This is a genomic window from Nonomuraea sp. NPDC049725, from assembly GCF_040674795.1.
In the GTDB taxonomy this organism is placed as follows: domain Bacteria; phylum Actinomycetota; class Actinomycetes; order Streptosporangiales; family Streptosporangiaceae; genus Nonomuraea; species Nonomuraea ceibae.
On record NZ_JBFANJ010000034.1, the window covers coordinates 13,444 to 31,422 of the forward strand.

6 protein-coding genes are annotated in these 17,979 nt (G+C 63.0%); 5 read left to right on the plus strand and 1 reads right to left on the minus strand.

The window, feature by feature from the left end; all coding sequences use genetic code 11:
• The first annotated feature begins 162 nt into the window (after nt 1-162).
• The 4 genes from AB0J53_RS44555 to AB0J53_RS44570 all read left to right on the plus strand — a co-directional run bounded on the left by AB0J53_RS44555 (nt 163) and on the right by AB0J53_RS44570 (nt 11,941).
• Nucleotides 163-3,672 (plus strand): helicase-related protein, encoded by a 3,510-nt coding sequence (locus AB0J53_RS44555; protein WP_364184277.1) that lies wholly within the window; start codon nt 163-165, stop codon nt 3,670-3,672.
• Nucleotides 3,669-6,419 (plus strand): DUF1156 domain-containing protein, encoded by a 2,751-nt coding sequence (locus AB0J53_RS44560; RefSeq protein ID WP_364184280.1) that lies wholly within the window; start codon nt 3,669-3,671, stop codon nt 6,417-6,419. Before AB0J53_RS44555 ends, AB0J53_RS44560 begins: the two co-directional genes overlap by 4 nt.
• 21 nt (nt 6,420-6,440) lie before the next feature.
• Nucleotides 6,441-9,851 (plus strand): Swt1 family HEPN domain-containing protein, encoded by a 3,411-nt coding sequence (locus tag AB0J53_RS44565; RefSeq protein WP_364184291.1) that lies wholly within the window; start codon nt 6,441-6,443, stop codon nt 9,849-9,851.
• A gap of 98 nt (nt 9,852-9,949) precedes the next feature.
• Complete coding sequence (locus tag AB0J53_RS44570) at nt 9,950-11,941, plus strand: DUF262 domain-containing protein (RefSeq protein ID WP_364184283.1); 1,992 nt, start codon at nt 9,950-9,952, stop codon at nt 11,939-11,941.
• Between the two features lie 150 nt (nt 11,942-12,091).
• On the opposite strand, the gene AB0J53_RS44575 is transcribed toward AB0J53_RS44570, so the two are convergent.
• A complete protein-coding gene (locus tag AB0J53_RS44575) occupies nt 12,092-13,555 on the minus strand; it encodes a hypothetical protein (RefSeq protein ID WP_364184286.1) in 1,464 nt (487 codons plus the stop codon).
• A gap of 915 nt (nt 13,556-14,470) precedes the next feature.
• Between AB0J53_RS44575 and AB0J53_RS44580 the strand changes: the two genes are divergently transcribed.
• A complete protein-coding gene (locus AB0J53_RS44580; protein ID WP_364184288.1) occupies nt 14,471-17,539 on the plus strand; it encodes a DUF3427 domain-containing protein in 3,069 nt (1,022 codons plus the stop codon).
• Nucleotides 17,540-17,979 lie beyond the last annotated feature (440 nt).

Sequence of the window (17,979 nt, forward strand, 5' to 3'; positions counted from 1 at the left end):
CTTCTTCGCCACCATGCGCTGTGAGAATGTTACGGAGAGTCGCACACACTTCGAAGGCTTCCGAACTGATCTGTCGGGGCTGCCCGCTATATTCTGCGTGGCTCGACCAGAAGGATTGCGAAATAACGTGAAGCACGGGGCCAGGGCTACGGGGAGGCGCGCGTGGCGGGGGTAAGGCTGGAGGACCTGACGCCCGGCGCCGTTGTGGGCGGAGTGATGACGAACGGCAACGTCACCGTCGTAGCGGCCAAGTGGTACGGCGACGACGCAGTCATGCTCACCTACCGTACTGAGGACGGCGGCGTCGCGGACCAGCTCCTCTATCGCGACTGGGAGGCCCGCCTTACCATCCGGACTGCGTCGGCGGCCTACAGCTTTGACGGCGATGGCGCGCTTTTCAAGCTCGCCGCCGAGGCTCTCCGCATCCGTATGGCTGCCCGCTTCGACCCCATGCTCGCGGTCACGACCAGTGACCTAGAGCCACTTCCGCACCAGATCCAAGCCGTCTACGGCGAGCTTCTTGACCGCAGCCCGCTGCGCTTCGTTCTGGCCGACGACCCAGGCGCGGGCAAGACCATCATGGCCGGCCTCTACATCAAGGAGCTCATGCTCCGCGGTGACTTGGAGCGGTGCCTGATCGTCGCCCCAGGCGGTCTCGTCGACCAGTGGCAGGAGGAGCTCCTCGACAAGTTCGGCCTCCGTTTCGACGTGCTCACCCGTGACCTAATCAATGCCCAGCTCGACCAGACTGCCTTCGAGAAGTACCCGCTCCTCATCGCACGGATGGACCAGCTCTCTCGCTCCGAGGAGCTCCAGGAGCAGCTCAAGCAGTCCGACTATGACCTGGTCGTGGTCGACGAGGCCCACCGCATGTCCGCCAGCTACTTCGGCGATGAGCTGAAAAAGACCAAGCGCTACCAACTCGGGGAGATGCTCGGCAAGCACACCCGTCACCTGCTGCTGATGACCGCAACCCCGCACGCAGGCAGCGAGGCCAACTTTCAACTCTTCATGGGCCTGCTCGACTCTGACCGGTTCGAGGGCAAGTATCGCGAGGGTGTCAGCTCCACCGACACCGACGGTCTCATGCGTCGCATGGTCAAGGAAGACCTGCTCACCTTCGAGGGCAAGCCGCTCTTTCCCGAGCGGCGCGCATACACAGTCCCCTACTTGCTCTCTGACGCCGAGCGCGAGCTGTACGAGGTCGTGACGGAGTATGTCCGCGACCAAATGGGCAAGGCGCAAGCCATGGCGGACGGCAAACGCGGCAACACCGTCGGCTTCGCCCTCACAGTCCTCCAGCGGCGCCTGGCCTCCAGCCCAGAGGCGATCCTGCAGTCGCTCATCCGCCGTCATAAGCGCTTGCAACTCCTGCGCCAGGAGATGCTCACCGGCCGCAGTCCGATGGAAGCCACGCTCCGAGACCGGCTTGCCGCGATGCTCGGCAAAGACCTGTCCGAATACGACGCAACCCTGGATGACCTGCCCAGTGCAGAACTCGAAGAGCTTGAGAACGACGTCGTCGACGCCGCAACCGCCGCGCAGACCCTCGCCGAACTCGACAAGGAAATTCTGATCCTCGCCGACCTGGTCGAGGTCGCCCGCCGGGTACGGCACAGCGGCACCGACAAGAAGTGGATCGAGCTCCGTGAACTGCTGCTCAGCCATCCCATGGTCCGCGACGCAGACGGCAGCCCCCGCAAGCTGATCATCTTCACGGAGCACAAAGACACCCTGGAGTACCTCCGTGATCGGATCAGCGGGCTTCTCGGCAGCGAAGAAGCGGTCGTCACCATCCACGGCGGTGTCTCCCGCGACAATCGCCGGAAGATTAAGGAGCTGTTCACCCAGGACAAGGACTGCCGCATCTTGATCGCCACTGATGCGGCCGGCGAAGGTCTCAACCTTCAGCGCGCCAATCTCATGGTGAACTACGACCTTCCGTGGAACCCCAACCGGATCGAGCAGCGTTTCGGCCGCATCCACCGGATCGGCCAGACCGAGGTCTGCCACCTGTGGAATCTGGTCGCCGAGGACACGCGCGAGGGCGCGGTGTTCATGCGCCTTCTGGGCAAGATCGAGGAACAGCGGAAGGCTTACAAGGGCAAGGTCTTCGACGTCCTCGGTGAGGCGTTCCAGGACCGGCCGCTTCGCGCGCTACTCATGGAGGCCATCCAGTACGGCGACCAGCCCGAGGTACGCAACCGGCTCAACGAGGTCATCGACTCCTCGGTCGGCGACGGCCTTGAGAAGCTGCTGGCCGAGCGGGCCCTCGCGCACCAGAAGCTTGCTGAGGCCGATGTCGCCGAATGGCGGCTGCGCATGGAGGAGGCCAAGGCTCGCCGCCTCCAACCGCACTACATCAAGGCGTTCTTCCTCACCGCCTTCAAGCTGCTCGGGGGCCGGATCTCCGAGCGTGAGCCGGGCCGGTACGAGATCACCCACGTCCCGGCCGACGTCCGCCACTTCGAGCAGCTCATCAAGATCGGTGCGCCGGTGGTTCACCGTTATGAGCGGGTCACCTTCGACAGGTCCCTCGTCCGCCAGGCGGGCGCGCCCCAAGCAGCGCTGCTCGCCCCGGGGCACCCGTTGCTCGACGCCGTGGTCTCGCTGATCGTCGACAGGTACGGCTCGCAGCTGAAGCAGGGCGTCATCCTGGTCAATCGGCGGGACGTCGGCGAAGAGCCGCGGTTGCTCGTCGCGGTCAGTCAGGAGATCGCCGACGGGCACGAAAAGCCGCGGATCATTAGCAAGTGCTTCGACTTCGTCGAGATCGGCCGTTCCGAAGCTCGCATGGCCGGAGCCGCCCCCTATCTCGACTACGCGCCGGCGACCGAGGAGGAGCGTGCCCTGGTCCAGCCCGTCCTGGAAGAGTCATGGCTGGCCAATGGCGTCGAGGACATTGCCATCGGCTGGGCTGTGCAAAACGGCCTGAGCGCACGCATCGCCGACCTGCAAGAACGCGTCATCCGCGAGACCGAGCGGACCCGACGCTTGGTACGGCAGCGACTCCTCCAGGAGATCAACTACTGGGACTCGCGCCATGCCGACCTCCTCGACGCCGAGCAGTCCGGCAAGTCGGTCAAGATGAAGTCCGAGTTCGCCGACCGCCAGGCTAGGAACCTGGAACAGCGGTTGGAACGGCGCATGGGTGAGCTCGACCGCGACGCCCGCCTCCAGGTTCGGCCGCCCCGGGTCGGCGGGGCCGCCCTGGTGATCCCGCAGGGATTGCTCGACCGATTGGCCGGGCTCCGAGATCAGCCGCCGGAGGCGTACGCCCGGGAGACCGAGGCCGTGGAACGCCGCGCGGTCGACCGGGTGCTACAAGAGGAGCGGAAGCTCGGCCGGATCCCGGAGGAGATGGCCCATAACAATCCCGGGTACGACATCCGGTCGCGTACCGTGGATGACCACTGGGTGTTCATCGAGGTCAAGGGGCGGATCACCGGAGCGGACAGCTTCCATGTCACCCGAACCGAGGTCCTTACCGGCAAGAATTCAGGGCAGAACTTCCGGCTGGCGCTGGTCAGCGTCCATCCGGGCGGGCCCGACAACGACGATGTCCGATATGTCGTCGATCCATTCAAGGACGTAGATTTCGGGAAGTTCGACGCCACCGAGCTCGGTGGCGACTGGAAGAAGACGTGGACGCGAGGAGGAGCCCCTCTATGAGCCAGGGAACCAATGATGGGTACAAGCGCAAACTCATCGACGTGACGTTGCCTCTTACACAGATCAGCACCGCCAGCGTAAAGGATAAGCGTCGGGCGGTGGGCACCATCAAGAATCTGCACAAATGGTTCGCTCCCATGCCGACTCCCGCTCTGCGCGCTCTGATCTTCGCGTCGCTGGTTGATGACCCGGGACCTGGAAAAGAACGCAACGACCTGATCGAGATCATTAAGGATCTTGTCCCCACCGACGGCACAGCGCCTCCAGAGGATGTGTTGCGCAAGGCGCGCAAGTTGATCGCGGCGTCGAACCCTGAGCTGCCTACCGTCATTGATCCTTTCGCGGGCGGCGGTTCGACCATCGTGGAGGCGCTCCGATTGGGGCTTCCGGTGGTGAGCTCAGACCTCAATCCTGTGGCGGCCTTGGTGACCCGCGCGCTCGGGGAGCTGCTTCCCGCCGTCGCGCTGACGCCCGCGCTATCCAAGAGTAACGATGCGACTCGGATGCGCGATCTGCCTTACGATGGCTTCGCCGACGATCTTCGCTACTACGGAACTGTCGTGCAAGAACGAGTCAAGGAGAAGGTTGGCCACTACTATCCGGTCCCTCCTGATGGCGCCCCCGTAGCTTGGCTCTGGGCAAGAACCGCGCCTTGCACGAATCCCATGTGCGCGGTTCAGGTCCCCCTGTTCGGGTCGCCATGGGTCAGTAAGCAGAAAGGGCGCGAAGCCACCGTCGAACCAGTCGTAAATGGAGATAAGGTTAAATTTATCGTCCATCAAGGCAAGAACGGCCCGGCTAAGGCGACCAAGGGCAGCGGGCGCGCTCAGTTCGCATGCCCGAAGTGCGGATCCCCTTTGAGCGAGAAGGAACTTCGCGCCGCTGGCATGACTGGCCAACTGGGACTGCAGCTGATGGCCTACTGTATGGATACGAAAAGCGGGCGAACGTTTGTTAGTCCGTCGGCCGAACTCTTGCCGCCAGCAAGTGTCGAAACGCCAGATGATCTCGATGAGATTGAGATCGGTAGTAACACACGGGACTTTCGGGCCAGCCTGTATGGCTTGCATCGTCATGTTGACCTCTACACACCGCGGCAACTTGCCGTGCTGACGGCATTCGCCGATGAGGTGGTAAAGGTCTACGACCAGGTCCTTGGAGACGGAGGTAGCATCGAGCAAGCCCGTGCGGTTACCACCCTCCTCGGCATATGTGTCAGCAAGATGTCTCTCACTAACTCCATGCTGGTTCGTTGGGCGACCCGACAAGGCCCCTCGTTTTGCATGCCAGCATTTGCGACACAAGCGATACCTATGCTCTGGGACTTCGCCGAGGCGTATCCCTTCGGGAAATCTATGGGGAGTTGGTCAACTCAGATCAACGCCGTGATTGCCGCCTTGCGTGCGCTTCCATATGATGCCCAGCCAGGAAAAGTTGTGCAGGTGGATGCCCGCCGAGCAGGCGAGCTCGTCGAGCCCGGGACGGCACTGATCGTGACAGATCCACCATACTTCGGACAGATTAACTATGCCGATCTGAGTGATTACTTTTACATCTGGCTCCGTCGTGCACTTCAAGCCGTTCACCCGGATCTATTTGGAACGATCGCCACGCCGAAAGCCGTTGAGCTGGTGGCGAACCCCGCCCGCCATGACGGTAGCAAGGAGAAGGCGCAACAGTATTTCATCGACGGCTTCACAGAGGTCTTCACGTCACTCCAGAGGGCATCTCGACCCGATCTGCCAATCGTCGTGGCATACGCTGCCAAGCAGGACGACGAGGAAGGTACTGGTGCTGTCTCCTCGGCATGGGTTTCACTCCTCCAAGCTGTGCTTGCTTCGGGTCTTGGCGTAGTTGGAACGATGCCCATCGAAGCGACCCACGACAGCCGTGCGATCGGCCAGGGGGCCAACGCCCTTGCCTCCTACATCATTCTGATATGCCGTCAACGGCAGGCCGAGGAGATCGCCGACAAGTCGGCCTTCCTGGCGGAGCTCCAGGAGGAGCTTCCAGAGGCGATTGAGGATCTGCGCAAGGGCGGCGTCTCGCCGCTCGACATGGGCCAGGCGGCGATCGGGCCCGGGATGCGAATCTTCTCGGGCTACAAGGAGGTCCTCCAGCCGGATGGCAAGCCGATGACCGTACGCGAGGCGCTTATCGAGATCGACAAGGCCGCGACCGCCATCATCGATGGCGAGGAGGCCGAGTTCGACGCACCCACCCGGTTCGCGCTGAAGTGGTTCCGCCAGTTCGCGTTCGATCGTGGTGCCTATGGGGATGCCGACGTTGTGCTCCGCCAGACCGGCACCGCCATCCGCGACCTCGTCGAGGCGGGGATCGTCAGCAACACCCCCCGGTCCACGGTCTGCCTGCTCGACTTCGATGATCTGCCAGCGAACTACGACCCAGTCAAGGACGATCGGATCTCACACTGGGAGGTCGCGATGCACCTGGCCAAGCGCTTCAATGAGCAGGGCATTGACGGCGCGGCCCGCCTGGTTGCCGGGGTGGGGAGCCGTACGGACGCCGCAATCAGCCTCGACCGAGTTAATCGGCTCGTCCATCGGCTCTTCAAGATTTCCGACCGGAAGTACCAGAAGACAGCCGCAATGTTCAACGCGCTCGGCACCGCTTGGCCGGACATCATGACGGCTGCCCAGAATGTCTCGCCTGAGCGATACGTTACGCGTGAGATCGATGATCTCTTCTCCTCCTTCGAAGAGGAGGCCGACGACGATGACGAGTGACAAGCAGCTGGGCGGGTGAACATGGGCGGCGAAGGGTTAGGCAAGAAAGACATGGCGCTATCGCATGCCCAGCGGGTGGGCAAGGGGTTCGAGATCCTCGCCGAGGGGCTGGAGCCGGTCGTCGATCGGCTTATGCAGGACGCTGCCCCCTCAGGCAAGGACTGGCTGGACCTGATTGCTGCTAATGAAGCCAGCAAGCACGGCGGCGGGATGAAGCTTGCCAAGCACGACCCGCAGCTCCAGCTGAAGGTCATCACCGACTATCGGAAGGTCTTCCACGATCTGATCGGCCACTCCGGCCAGCGTTACGCGAGCGAGCTGCGCGACGCCCGCAATGCCTGGGCACACAACGAGAAGCTCACCTACGACGACACTTACCGGATCCTTGACACGATGGAGCGGCTGCTCCGCGCCGTCGGCGCGACGACCGCCGCCGACCAGGTCCGTGAGCAGCGCGAGGAGCACCGCACTCAGATCGACAACAAGCGGGCGCTCGACCGCGCCCGCAAGAGCGCGTCCGCGTCCATCACCGTTTCGGCAGAGAAGCTCGGTAGCTGGCGCGAGGTTATGATCCCGCATGAGGACGTCCGCACCGGTAAGTACGCTCAGGCGGAGTTCGCCGCGGACCTCTATCACGTAGCGAACGGCAAGGCGAAGAGCTCTGAGTACGCCGACCCCATCCAGTTCTTCGAGCGCACCTACCTCACCGACGGCCTGAAGGAGCTGCTGTCCAACACCGCCCGCCGGATCGCCGGCGATGGCAACGCAGAGCCGGTCTTTAATCTGCAGACGAACTTCGGCGGCGGTAAGACCCACTCGATGCTCGCGGTCTGGCACCTCTACGCCCCCGGCTACAAGGCCATCGACTTCCCGCAGCCGGTGCAGGACATGCTGGGTGAGACCCCGATCGTCTCCGGCGTGCGCCGCGTCGCGATCGTCGGCAACCACATCGAGACGGCCAAGCCCTCCCACGAGGGCGGCCGTCCTGGGATCAACACGCTTTGGGGCGAGCTGGCCTGGCAGCTCGGCGGGCAGGACGCCTACGACATCGTCGCCGCGTCTGACCAGAATAGGGTCCCCTCCGGGGCGTCGCTCCGGCAGCTGCTAGAGGCGTACGCGCCATGCGTGATCCTCATCGACGAATGGGTGGCGTACGCGCGCCTGCTTCACGGCCGCGAGGACCTGCCCGGCGGCAACTTCGAGGGACAGTTCACCTTCGCCCAGACCCTCACCGAGCTCGCCAAGGCCATCCCGGGCGTCATGCTCATAGTTTCCGTGCCAGCCTCGCATGACCCGAAGGACCGCAACGCGAGGGGCAACGAGGCCGAGGTTGGTGGTGTCCGCGGCCAAGAGGCCCTGGAGCGGCTACAGAACGTCGTCGGCCGGCTTGGAAAGCACTGGCGACCGGCCACGCCGGACGAGTCGTTCGAAATCGTCCGGCGGCGGTTGTTTGAGGAGCCGACCTCCGCCGCGAAGAAGGAGCGCGACTTCATTGCCAAGGCGTTGGTGAAGTTCTACCGCGAGCACGGGGCTGAGTTCCCGAACGCGGTGCTCGACCCCAAGTACGAGGACGAGATCAAGGCGGCATACCCGATCCACCCCGAGTTGTTCCACCGGCTCTACGAAGACTGGTCGACGCTGGAGCGATTCCAGAAGACCCGCGGTGTTCTCCGGCTGATGAGCGCGGTGATCTACCGACTATGGCAGGCCGAGGACCCGGCTCCGTTGATCATGCCGGGGTCGCTGCCGCTCGGAGACGAGTGGGTGCTCGGCGAGGTCACCCACTACCTGTCCGACTCGTGGAAAGCGGTCATCGAGGCGGACGTCGACGCCCCGAGCTCCACGCCAGAGCGGGTGGACAAGAGCCGCGCCGTCTTCGCCCAGCGGCACATCACCCGTCGCTTGGCGCGGGCCGCATTCCTGGCCTCCGCCGCCCGCACCGGCGCACAGCAGAAGGGCGTCGAGCGAAAGCGGATCTGGCTCGGCACCGCCCTGCCCGGCGACATCGTAGGCAACTTCGCCTCGGCGATCCACCTGCTCAGCGAGCAGGCGCTCTACTTCTACGTGGACGGCAGTTCCTACTGGTTCGACACTCAGCAGTCGGTCAACCGGCTTGCCCGGGACCGTTCCGAGGAGTACCGCAGCCACCCCGAAGACGTATACGTGGAGATCGTTCGTCGCCTGAAGGAGCGCGACGCCGCGAGCAAGCACAGAGGGCTCTTCGGGAAGGTCTTCCCCGGACTGGAGCGGGGCGATATCCCCGAGACCAACGAGGTCGCTCTCTCCATCATTCACCCGCGCTATCACTTCTCTGCGCAGAACCAGGTCAGTCCGGCTCGAGACTTCGCCACTCAGGCGTTGGAGGCTCGTGGCGACACACCTCGGGTCAATCAGAACATGCTGGTCTTCGCTGCCGCGGACCGCGAGCTACTCGACTACCTGATGGACGCCACCCGCGACTACCTTGCGTGGGATTCCATCGTCAGCGACCGGGACCTGCCCCTCGTCCCTGACCAGGCCGCAATGGCGAAGAAGCGCCGCAAGACTGCCGACGACACAGTCTGGCTGCGACTCACCCAGGCGTACAACACGGTGATCTATCCGATCTGGGACGACAAGACCGGGCGCATCGGCTTGCGCTCGGTCACTCTCGACGACATGGGCGACGTCATCCCCGCTCGGGTGGAGACCAAGCTGCGTAACCTCGACCAGCTTCGCGCGGTCCAGGGCGCCCGGCTGATCCGCCATGATCTGGAGAAGAAGCTCTCCAAGGTCTGGGAGAAGGGGCACATCTCCCTTGGAGACCTGTGGCAGTACTACTGCCGCTTCCCCTACCTCAGCCGCTTGCGCAATCGGAAGGTCCTCGAAGAGGGGATCTTCCGGGTGCTCGAAGAGCTGACCGGCGATGTCGAGGGCTTCGCAGTCGCCGCCGGGTACGATGAGGAGGACGGCCGCTACATCGAGCTCGTCATCCCCGGCACCGGCGAATACTTCAGCCAACTGACCGACCGAAGCGTCTTGGTAGAACTCGGCCGTGCCAAGGCCCAGCGTGCCCGTGAAGAGCAGGAGCGCCAGCCCGCCCCGACGCCGGGCGGGGGCGCAGCGGACCTCACCGAGACAACGGGATCCGACCCCTTTGAGCAGCCGACGCCCGGCTCTGCGGGTCCAGGTCCGAAACCCACGGCATCGCCTGCCGTACGGAACACGAGGTTCTGGGGCTCGCTCAAGGTCAACCCGGAACGCTACTCTCGCGACCTCAACAACCTCGCGAAGGACCTCCTCGCCCTGCTCACTGCCCCCGACGGCGTCGAGCTCGAGGTGGAGGTTCAGATCACCGCGCGACGCACCGAAGGCTTCTCCGACGACACCGTCATGAAGGTGCTCGAGAACCTCGGCCACCTCAAGGTCGAGGGCAAGTTCGAAGACCGCTGACCGGGTACGGCCAGCGCCCACGCGGTGGCAGCCGTACCCATTTGATTCATCCACATCGCTCCTCCCAGACCAGGAACGAGGCAACACCCCCCATGCCTGTGGAGAAGACCGAGCGCTCCATCAAGATGCTGATCGACCAGATCTCCGCCGGGGAGATCAAGCTCCCGGAAATCCAGCGCGGCTACGTCTGGCAGCCCACACAGGTCGCGAAGTTGATCGACTCGCTCTACCGCGAGTATCCGTCGGGCTCACTGCTGCTGTGGAAGACGGGAGAGACGCCGCTGACACGCGAAGCGGCGATCGGGACCAGCCCCCAGGAATCGACGGTGCCTCCCCTCTACCTGCTGGATGGCCAGCAACGGCTCACCTCGCTCCACCGTGTCTTCAACAACCACGATGATGCCCAGATCGTCTTCGATATTGAAAACGAGACATTTCAGAACCAGAGCAGCTCGACCAAGAACGACTTCCGCTGGATCAAGGTCTACGACGTGCTCCGTGACGACGCCGACCTGTTCGAGATGCAGGGAAACCTGCTCGATGCCGGCGTGCAGGCATCGTCCAAGGAGCTTGGGCGGCGGCTGAGCAAGCTGGCGGCGATCAAGATTCGCATGTACTACATGGAACTGCTCGTCGGATTCGGCTACGACGAGATCGCGCAGATCTTCGTCCGCGTCAACAGCGGCCGGGCGCTCAAGACTACTGACCTGACGCTCGCCATGCTCTCTGCTCGCTGGCCGGGTATCCTGCAGAAACTTGAGGACGAGGCGGCGTACTGGACGCAGCGCCACTACCCGGACCTCGACGTCACATTCCTCACCCGCGCCCTGGCCGGGGCCGTCCTCGGCGGTGGGCTCTCCACATGGTCACATGGCCGCTTGGTCGCCGCGACCGACGATGTGCTGAACGCCGGGTGGAATACTGTTCAGCGCGGCCTGCGTCATCTGGTTCCTCTGCTCAAGGAGAACCTGAAGATCACTAGCAGCGCACTCATCCCGTCCCACATGGCGCTACTACCGCTGGTCATCTTTCTCGGCGAACGACCGGATGCGCCGCTCGACACAGAGACCCGAGACGGCATCCTTTACTGGTTCCTCCTGGCCAACCTGCGCAACCGCTACAGCAGTTCGACCGACACGATGCTTGGCCGTGACATCCCGACGGTGCGAGAGCCGGAGCCGATCAGGAAGCTGCTCGCAAACCTTGGCATCATTGGCGCCCGGATCGAGATCACCCCACAAGACCTAGCAGGCAAGACGCGGGAGAGCGCCTACTTCCCGCTGAGCTACCTAGTGGCAAAGAAGGCAGGCGCCCTCGACTGGTGGTTCGGCACCGAAATCTCAGCAATCGCTGAAGACCACATCAAGCTGGAGCACCACCACATCCACCCGCAGGCGACGCTCAAAAACCACCCGAAGAAGTACACCAAGGCGGAGATCAACGACCTTGCCAACCTGGCCTTCATCTCCGGAAAAGCCAATCGGAAGATCAGCGATCGTTCGCCGAGCGTCTACTTCGTCGACGATGGGCCGCCCCTAACCAAGGAGGAGTTGGCCGCCCACTTCGTCCCATACGACGAGCAGCTTCGCGACGCCGCAAGCTATCGCGAATTCCTGGCCGAACGCCGCCGTCTTCTCGCCACGGCCATGACCGAACTCCTTGACAGCTTCCGGCCAACCTGGCTCAACCAGGCCACTGCGCCGGCCGAGGTACAGCCGGGCTGCACTCTGGAGTTCGTTCTTTACCAGAGCCGCTGGGACGTCAGCAAGATCGTGGCGACCGCCAGAGTCAACGACGTGACATGGACTGGCTCCTTCAGCTTCGACGACCTGGTTGCCGTGATCGACGCCGCGAGCAACGGCCTCGACAGCGACCTCGAAGTCGCGGGCCAGACCGCTCCGGTCCACGTGGAGGGCGACACCCTGGAGATCGCTGTCGGCCCTTACCTTGTGTCGGGCACCCTCGAGGCCTGGCGCGACATGATGGCCCACGAGCAAGATCAGGCTCTGCCGCTCTCCCAGCTCCCTGACCTGGAAGAGACCCCTTGGAACGGCGAACTCATCGCCTTCCCCGTCACCGGCGTCGAGTAATCGGTATCAAAGGAGCTCCGTTGTTGACTCCTATGTCGGACGAGACCATGGCACGCTCCACGTGCGCCATTCATCTAATACAAGTCACCCAAGCCGAGATAGCGGCTTCCACGTTCCAGAGCGCTGCCGCAAATTCTGCGTAGTCCTATTTTAAGCAGTTGACGCTGCAGGCTTATTGTCACTGCGAGCGTCGATCAGTACAATCGATTCTTCTCTTTCAAGCCCAAGCTCGTGAAGGATCTTCTTCACACCGCGCTCCTGCTTCGCAGTATAGATAACGATCACCTTCACCGATGTCCGCGTCTTATTAGCAGCTTCATATATCTGCACCTGCTTCTGAAGGTTGCGCTTGAGTGCGGTGTTGCTCGCGAGCTTAAATTCTATCAGCGACTTATCGCCCGCTCCGTAACTGGCCTTGAAGTCCACTGGGCCGCGCCCATTGTTGACTTCACGATTGATGTCGAATTCACTACCACACCAAACCAGGCCGAAGGCCAGCTGTAGATCTTTTTCGTTGGAGAATGGTTTGCCGTTGCGATTGAACAGCCGGTACCCATCGTTATTTTCGATGTAAGCTTTGAAGTACTGCACGCGCTCCAAGCACTCCCGATAACTGCTCCATGGCTTCTGATAAAACTCGGTTTTGGAAGTTAGCTCCACGAGTGCCTGTTGAAGCTGCAACACTAGAGCTTGGTAGGCTTCTTTGACTTTTCTCGCACTGTCGGCCTCTGCTCGAGAGCCATTATCCTCTTGAAGCTTAATATAGAGGTCGACTAGTTCTGGAAACTTATTGATCGTTGCAGCAACAGCCTCGCGCTGCTTCTTGGCAGTTCGGTCCTCATCGCCGAGCATACGGGCGAAATACTGATTGATTCTAGATCGTTGCTCAATATTCGAAACGGCATCGGGAAGTAGCCGAAACTTGGATACCATATCACTGTAGTTTATCCAAGTATCATCTCGCGTAAGTAGATCAGTGGGAGTGAGTAGAACAAAATCATTGCGGAGGCGTGGCAGATAGTATCGTCCCGTGACCCATGTGCGCGTTTCATAGTTGAACCGTACACGGGAAACAGCGAAGACCTCACAATCTTTCTGGCTTAAGTATTTCCGTGCAAAGATCTGCGTGTATTCACACAGGAATGCCTTGATAAGATTGGCCGTAAAATCGCTGATATTGTCCTTACCAACGCCTGGACGGATCAAGCACAGCTTCTCCAAATGCGATCCGCGCGTGACCGTCTCCCGACCAAAATCGCGAAACATATCTCCCAACGCACCATGAAGCGCGACGGCGAACTCCTTTCCTAGCCCGGCACCACTATTACCAAACAATGTGAACCCGAGCCAATTCTGTTTAACCTCCTTGAACCGATACCATGCATCGATCGAACCAGCGTCGAGGTTGTGCGCTGCCTGATCTCGCAAGAAACGCAGGTAACGAAGAATCTCCTCATGGAGGTTCTGATATGTCGGATTCTCGCTATTAAATAGCAAAAATGGGTCAATAAAAAGCGGCAGGTCCGAGACAACGCTGATATCGAACGCGCCATACTGATCGAGCACATCGGAGTCGATATTGAAGTATTGGGAGAAGTAGAGAGGTAAGTCCATACCTCATTGAACCAGATCCTGACTCCTCTGGCTTGGAGATCCCGTTGTCCATGCAGGGATCGACCTAGTTGTGGACATTGCGGGTGGACACTCTCCGTAGGGAGTACTCATCACGACCATGGCGAACAGCGACTGATCGACGCAACTGCGCTCCAGAAGCAGCGGGGAAGAGCCTGTGCGTAACCTAGGGATCTGCAGTTACTGAACGCCGGCGGCGGTCGTGAGCGTTCACTCCCGGTGCCGTTGTGCTGGGCGAGGCGCATCAACGTTCAGCCAGCAGTGGGAGATGCGCGGGATGATCTTGAGGGCATCACGAGATGTGTGAGGCATTCCTGCAGCTCAGGTGCCACAAAGCAGTCGCACTGCCCTCGCTCTCCTAAAGCGGGTGCCGCAGTTCGAATCCTATTGGGGCACCATCGTCCAGCAGCCAGAGAGAGTTCCTGACCAGGATATGCGCCGGTTGAAGGGCTCTAGGTGGTCCGATGATGTACGGCTGCGGCTGAGATCGCGCCAATTGAGTGCGCACGACTCCTGGCATGCCAACCCATGCCACGGTTGGATGTACTGCACCGCCTCCCTCCGCGCGCGGCCTGTCGCCCCCATGGCGGGTCTCAACAGCCAGAGGCTGTCGTTCAGCAGGAGGTAGACGGGATAGTCGGCACTCGTGTCGCAGGACGGCCCGTACTCCCTTAAGCAGTTTCCAGGCTCGGCCTCGACGGGTTGTCGTGCCGCTGGGAATGTCCCAGGACGTACAGAAGAAGCCGCGAGTCGTACAGGCGCGCTCACCGCCCCTGCCCCAGCGCCAGATCTATGCGACCACTCGATCCAGTTCACCATCAGCCGCCAGTAGGGAGGCACTCTTCGACCTCGGCAAAGGCATACCGCTCTGGCCGGCTGCGTCCTATAGTCGCCGAGGTGAGCGATCTTCAGCCGGGTGTCTACCAGCATCTGATCACCCGCGAGATGGGCGCCTTGCTGCGTGCGGTGTCCGATCGCGACTTGATCGATCGCCGGTCCTTGGATCTCGCCGACTCTCACGAGACACTGGCCCGGCATCTGGCTGCCCTCACTCGCCGGGCGCTCCGCTCGGTGCGGGGTGAGAGCGACACGGTGCGGCTGGCGCGGCAGGTGGAGATCGTCAACCGGATCGCCGACTTGATCGGTGAACTGGTACCCGAGGCCGCTTCGCCCGAGGAACTCGTTGAAGCCGCAGATGAGTTGCTGGGCATCGCCAGGGGCCGAGACGCGGGCGGGCGCGTGCGCTTCCCAGCGCGGCCGGTGGTCCCTCTCACCGGAAGCGCATTGCTGGTCAACGGCCGCGGACAGCCGGAGATCGGCCATGAGCTCAAGCGGGAGCTGGCCTCCGCCGATCACGTCGACCTGCTGTGCGCGTTCGTGAAGTGGAACGGCGTACGCGTCCTCGCCGAGGAGATTTACGAATTCCTAAAGCGTGGCGGCAGGTTGCGCGTGGTCACCACCACGTACATCGGCGCCACCGACCGCCTTGCGCTGGACCGGCTGGCGGCCATGGGCGCCGAGATCCGCATCTCCTACGACACCCGGATGACCAGGCTGCACGCCAAGGCGTGGCTGTTTCACCGCGGCAACGGCCTGTCCACCGCCTACGTCGGCTCCTCCAACCTGTCGCGCACCGCTCTCAGTCACGGCCTTGAGTGGAACGTCCGCCTTGCCCAGGCCGAACAGCCGCACCTGATCGACACGTTCGCCGCCACTTTCGACGACTACTGGGGCGATCCGTCGTTCGAGCCCTACGACCCGGAGCATGACGCCGAGCGGCTGGACCGCGCCCTGTCCGCCGAACGTGGCGGCGGGCGGGCGGTCGTGCTCGACTTCGCGCACGTGGACGTCCGGCCGTACTCCTACCAGCGGGAAATCCTGGACGAGCTCGACGCCGAACGGCAGATCCACAACCGGTGGCACAACCTCGTCGTCATGGCCACAGGCACCGGCAAGACCGTCGTTGCCGCGCTCGATTACCGGCGGCTGCGCGCGGCCGGGCAGGCGGAGTCGGTGCTGTTCGTCGCTCACCGCAAAGAAATTCTGCGGCAGAGCCTGCTCACTTTCCGGCAGGTGATGCGAGATGAGACGTTCGGCGAGCTGTACGTGGACGGCGCCCGCCCCGAGCAGTGGCGGCATGTGTTCGCCTCGATCCAGAGCTTGGACGCCAACCCGCTCCTTGAGCCTGACCGCTACGACATGGTGATCGTGGACGAGTTCCACCACGCCGAGGCCGCCACGTACCGGAGACTGCTCACCGGAGTTCGGCCCAAGGTGCTCCTGGGCCTGACCGCCACGCCGGAACGCGCCGACGGGCAGGACATCAAGCACTGGTTCGGTGGCCGTATTGCCGCCGAACTCCGCCTGTGGGAGGCGCTGGAACGCGGACTGCTGGCCCCGTTCCAGTATTTCGGCGTCCACGACGGCACCGACCTGCGTCAGATCGGCTGGCGCCGAGGCCAGGGGTATGACGTGGGCCAGCTCTCCAACGTCTACACCGGCAACGACCGCCGCGCCGCCGTAGTCCTGGAGGCATTGCAACGCAAGATCGGCGACGTCGGGCGGATGCGCGCCCTCGGCTTCTGCGTGAGCATCGACCACGCCCGCTTCATGGCCGACCGCTTCACCCGAGCCGGGCTCCCCTCCGTCGCCGTCACCGCGCACAGCCTGCGTGACGAGCGTGACCAGGCACTACGTGACCTGCGAGACCGCAAGATCAACGCCGTGTTCACCGTCGACCTCTTCAACGAGGGCGTTGACGTCCCAGAGATCGACACCGTGCTGTTCCTGCGGCCTACCGACAGCGCCACCGTCTTCCTGCAGCAGCTCGGCCGTGGGCTACGGCTGGCCGAGGACAAGCCGTGCTTGACCGTGCTCGACTTCGTCGGCCACCAGCACAAACAGTTCCGCTTCGACCGGCGCTACCGAGCGCTCACCGGCGCCAGCCGTACCGGCATCGCCCGGGAAATCGAGCAGGGCTTCCCCACGCTGCCGGCAGGTTGCGTGATCGACCTGGACCGGGACGTACGCCGGCTCGTCCTCGACAATGTCCGGCAGGCCCTCAACCTCAGCTGGCGGGACCTGGCGCGAGAACTCCGCGACCTCGGAGACGTCAATCTGCCCACGTTCCTGCAGGAGACCGGGCTGGACGTCGAAGACCTCTACCGTCGCAGCCGCCAGGGCTGGGCCTCACTGCGGCACGCGGCCGGCTTCAGCAGCACGCCGGGTGACGAGGCGCTCGGACGGGCCTTCGGCCGGATGTTGCACATCGACGACGTCGAACGCCTGGCCTTCCTCACCGAGGTGCTGGCCGGAAAGGCTCCGCAATCGCCGCGCGAGCTACGCCTGATGGCGATGCTGGACGCGATGCTGTGGGGCGGCACCGAACCGATCTCCGGGATGGAGACCCGATTCGCCCGCCTCACGGGTGCTCGCGCGGATGAGCTGAAAGAGCTGGCGAACGTGCTCCGCTCCGGCCTGCGACACGTGGCCCCGCCGCTGGACCCCGTCGTGCCTCTGCACGTGCACGCCCGCTACAGCAAGAACGAGGTGCTGGCCGCCTTCGGCATCGACAAGCCCGCGCACATGCGGGAGGGCGTCAAATACGTGCAGGAGCACCGGGCGGACCTGTTCTTCGTCACCATCGACAAGGTGGAGGACCACTACTCCCCCACCACGCTGTACGCCGACCGGGCGATCAGCGAGGACCTGTTCCAGTGGGAATCGCAGAGCACCCTACGCTCGTCGGCCGCCACCGCCCGCCGCTACGTGACGGGCGAATCCACGATCCACCTCCTCATCAGGCAGTCCAAGCGCGACGAAGGACTGGGCGCCCCGCCGTACACGTACGCGGGGCCGATGCGGTACGTGAGCCACGAGGGCGAGCGACCCGTCCGCTTCGTCTGGCGCCTGGACCACCGGCTCCCACCTGAGGTATTCCACTACGCCAAGGCAACCGCCGGCTGAGCCACCCGGTCCTCACCTCAGTCGCTCAGATCAGGCATAGAGCAGTCAGGCTGTCGCACATCGTGCCATCCCGCGAGAGACGGATTGCCTGCGAGGTAGGGGGGTACGGGCCAGGTCCGGATAACGGGCTGTCCTCGTTCGAGGTGAAGGACACCGCAATAGCTTTCGCCCATGACGAGGGCTGACTGTACGACTTCCTTCGGTTGACCTCGTAAGGTCGCGGTCCTTGAGCTCTCACGGTGGCCACAAGGCTGACGGGGCGCCTCACCGCAGCTCGTTACGGACCTTCTGGATGAAGTCCCACCATTCCCCAACCCGCCCGCCCGTGTAGCCATGACGCTGCAAGATCAGCTGTAGCGTCGTCTTCAACGGATGAGGTGACTGCATGATCGCCTCGTTCCGAAGCGCCAGGCGAGTCAGCTGCCCCTCTGTAGGCGGCT

Coding starts and splice junctions, on each gene's coding strand:
- AB0J53_RS44565 (WP_364184291.1), top strand. CDS start 6,441: ATGGGCGGCGAAGGGTTAGGCAAGAAAGACATGGCGCTATCGCATGCC.
- AB0J53_RS44575 (WP_364184286.1), bottom strand. CDS start 13,555: ATGGACTTACCTCTCTACTTCTCCCAATACTTCAATATCGACTCCGAT.
- AB0J53_RS44560 (WP_364184280.1), top strand. CDS start 3,669: ATGAGCCAGGGAACCAATGATGGGTACAAGCGCAAACTCATCGACGTG.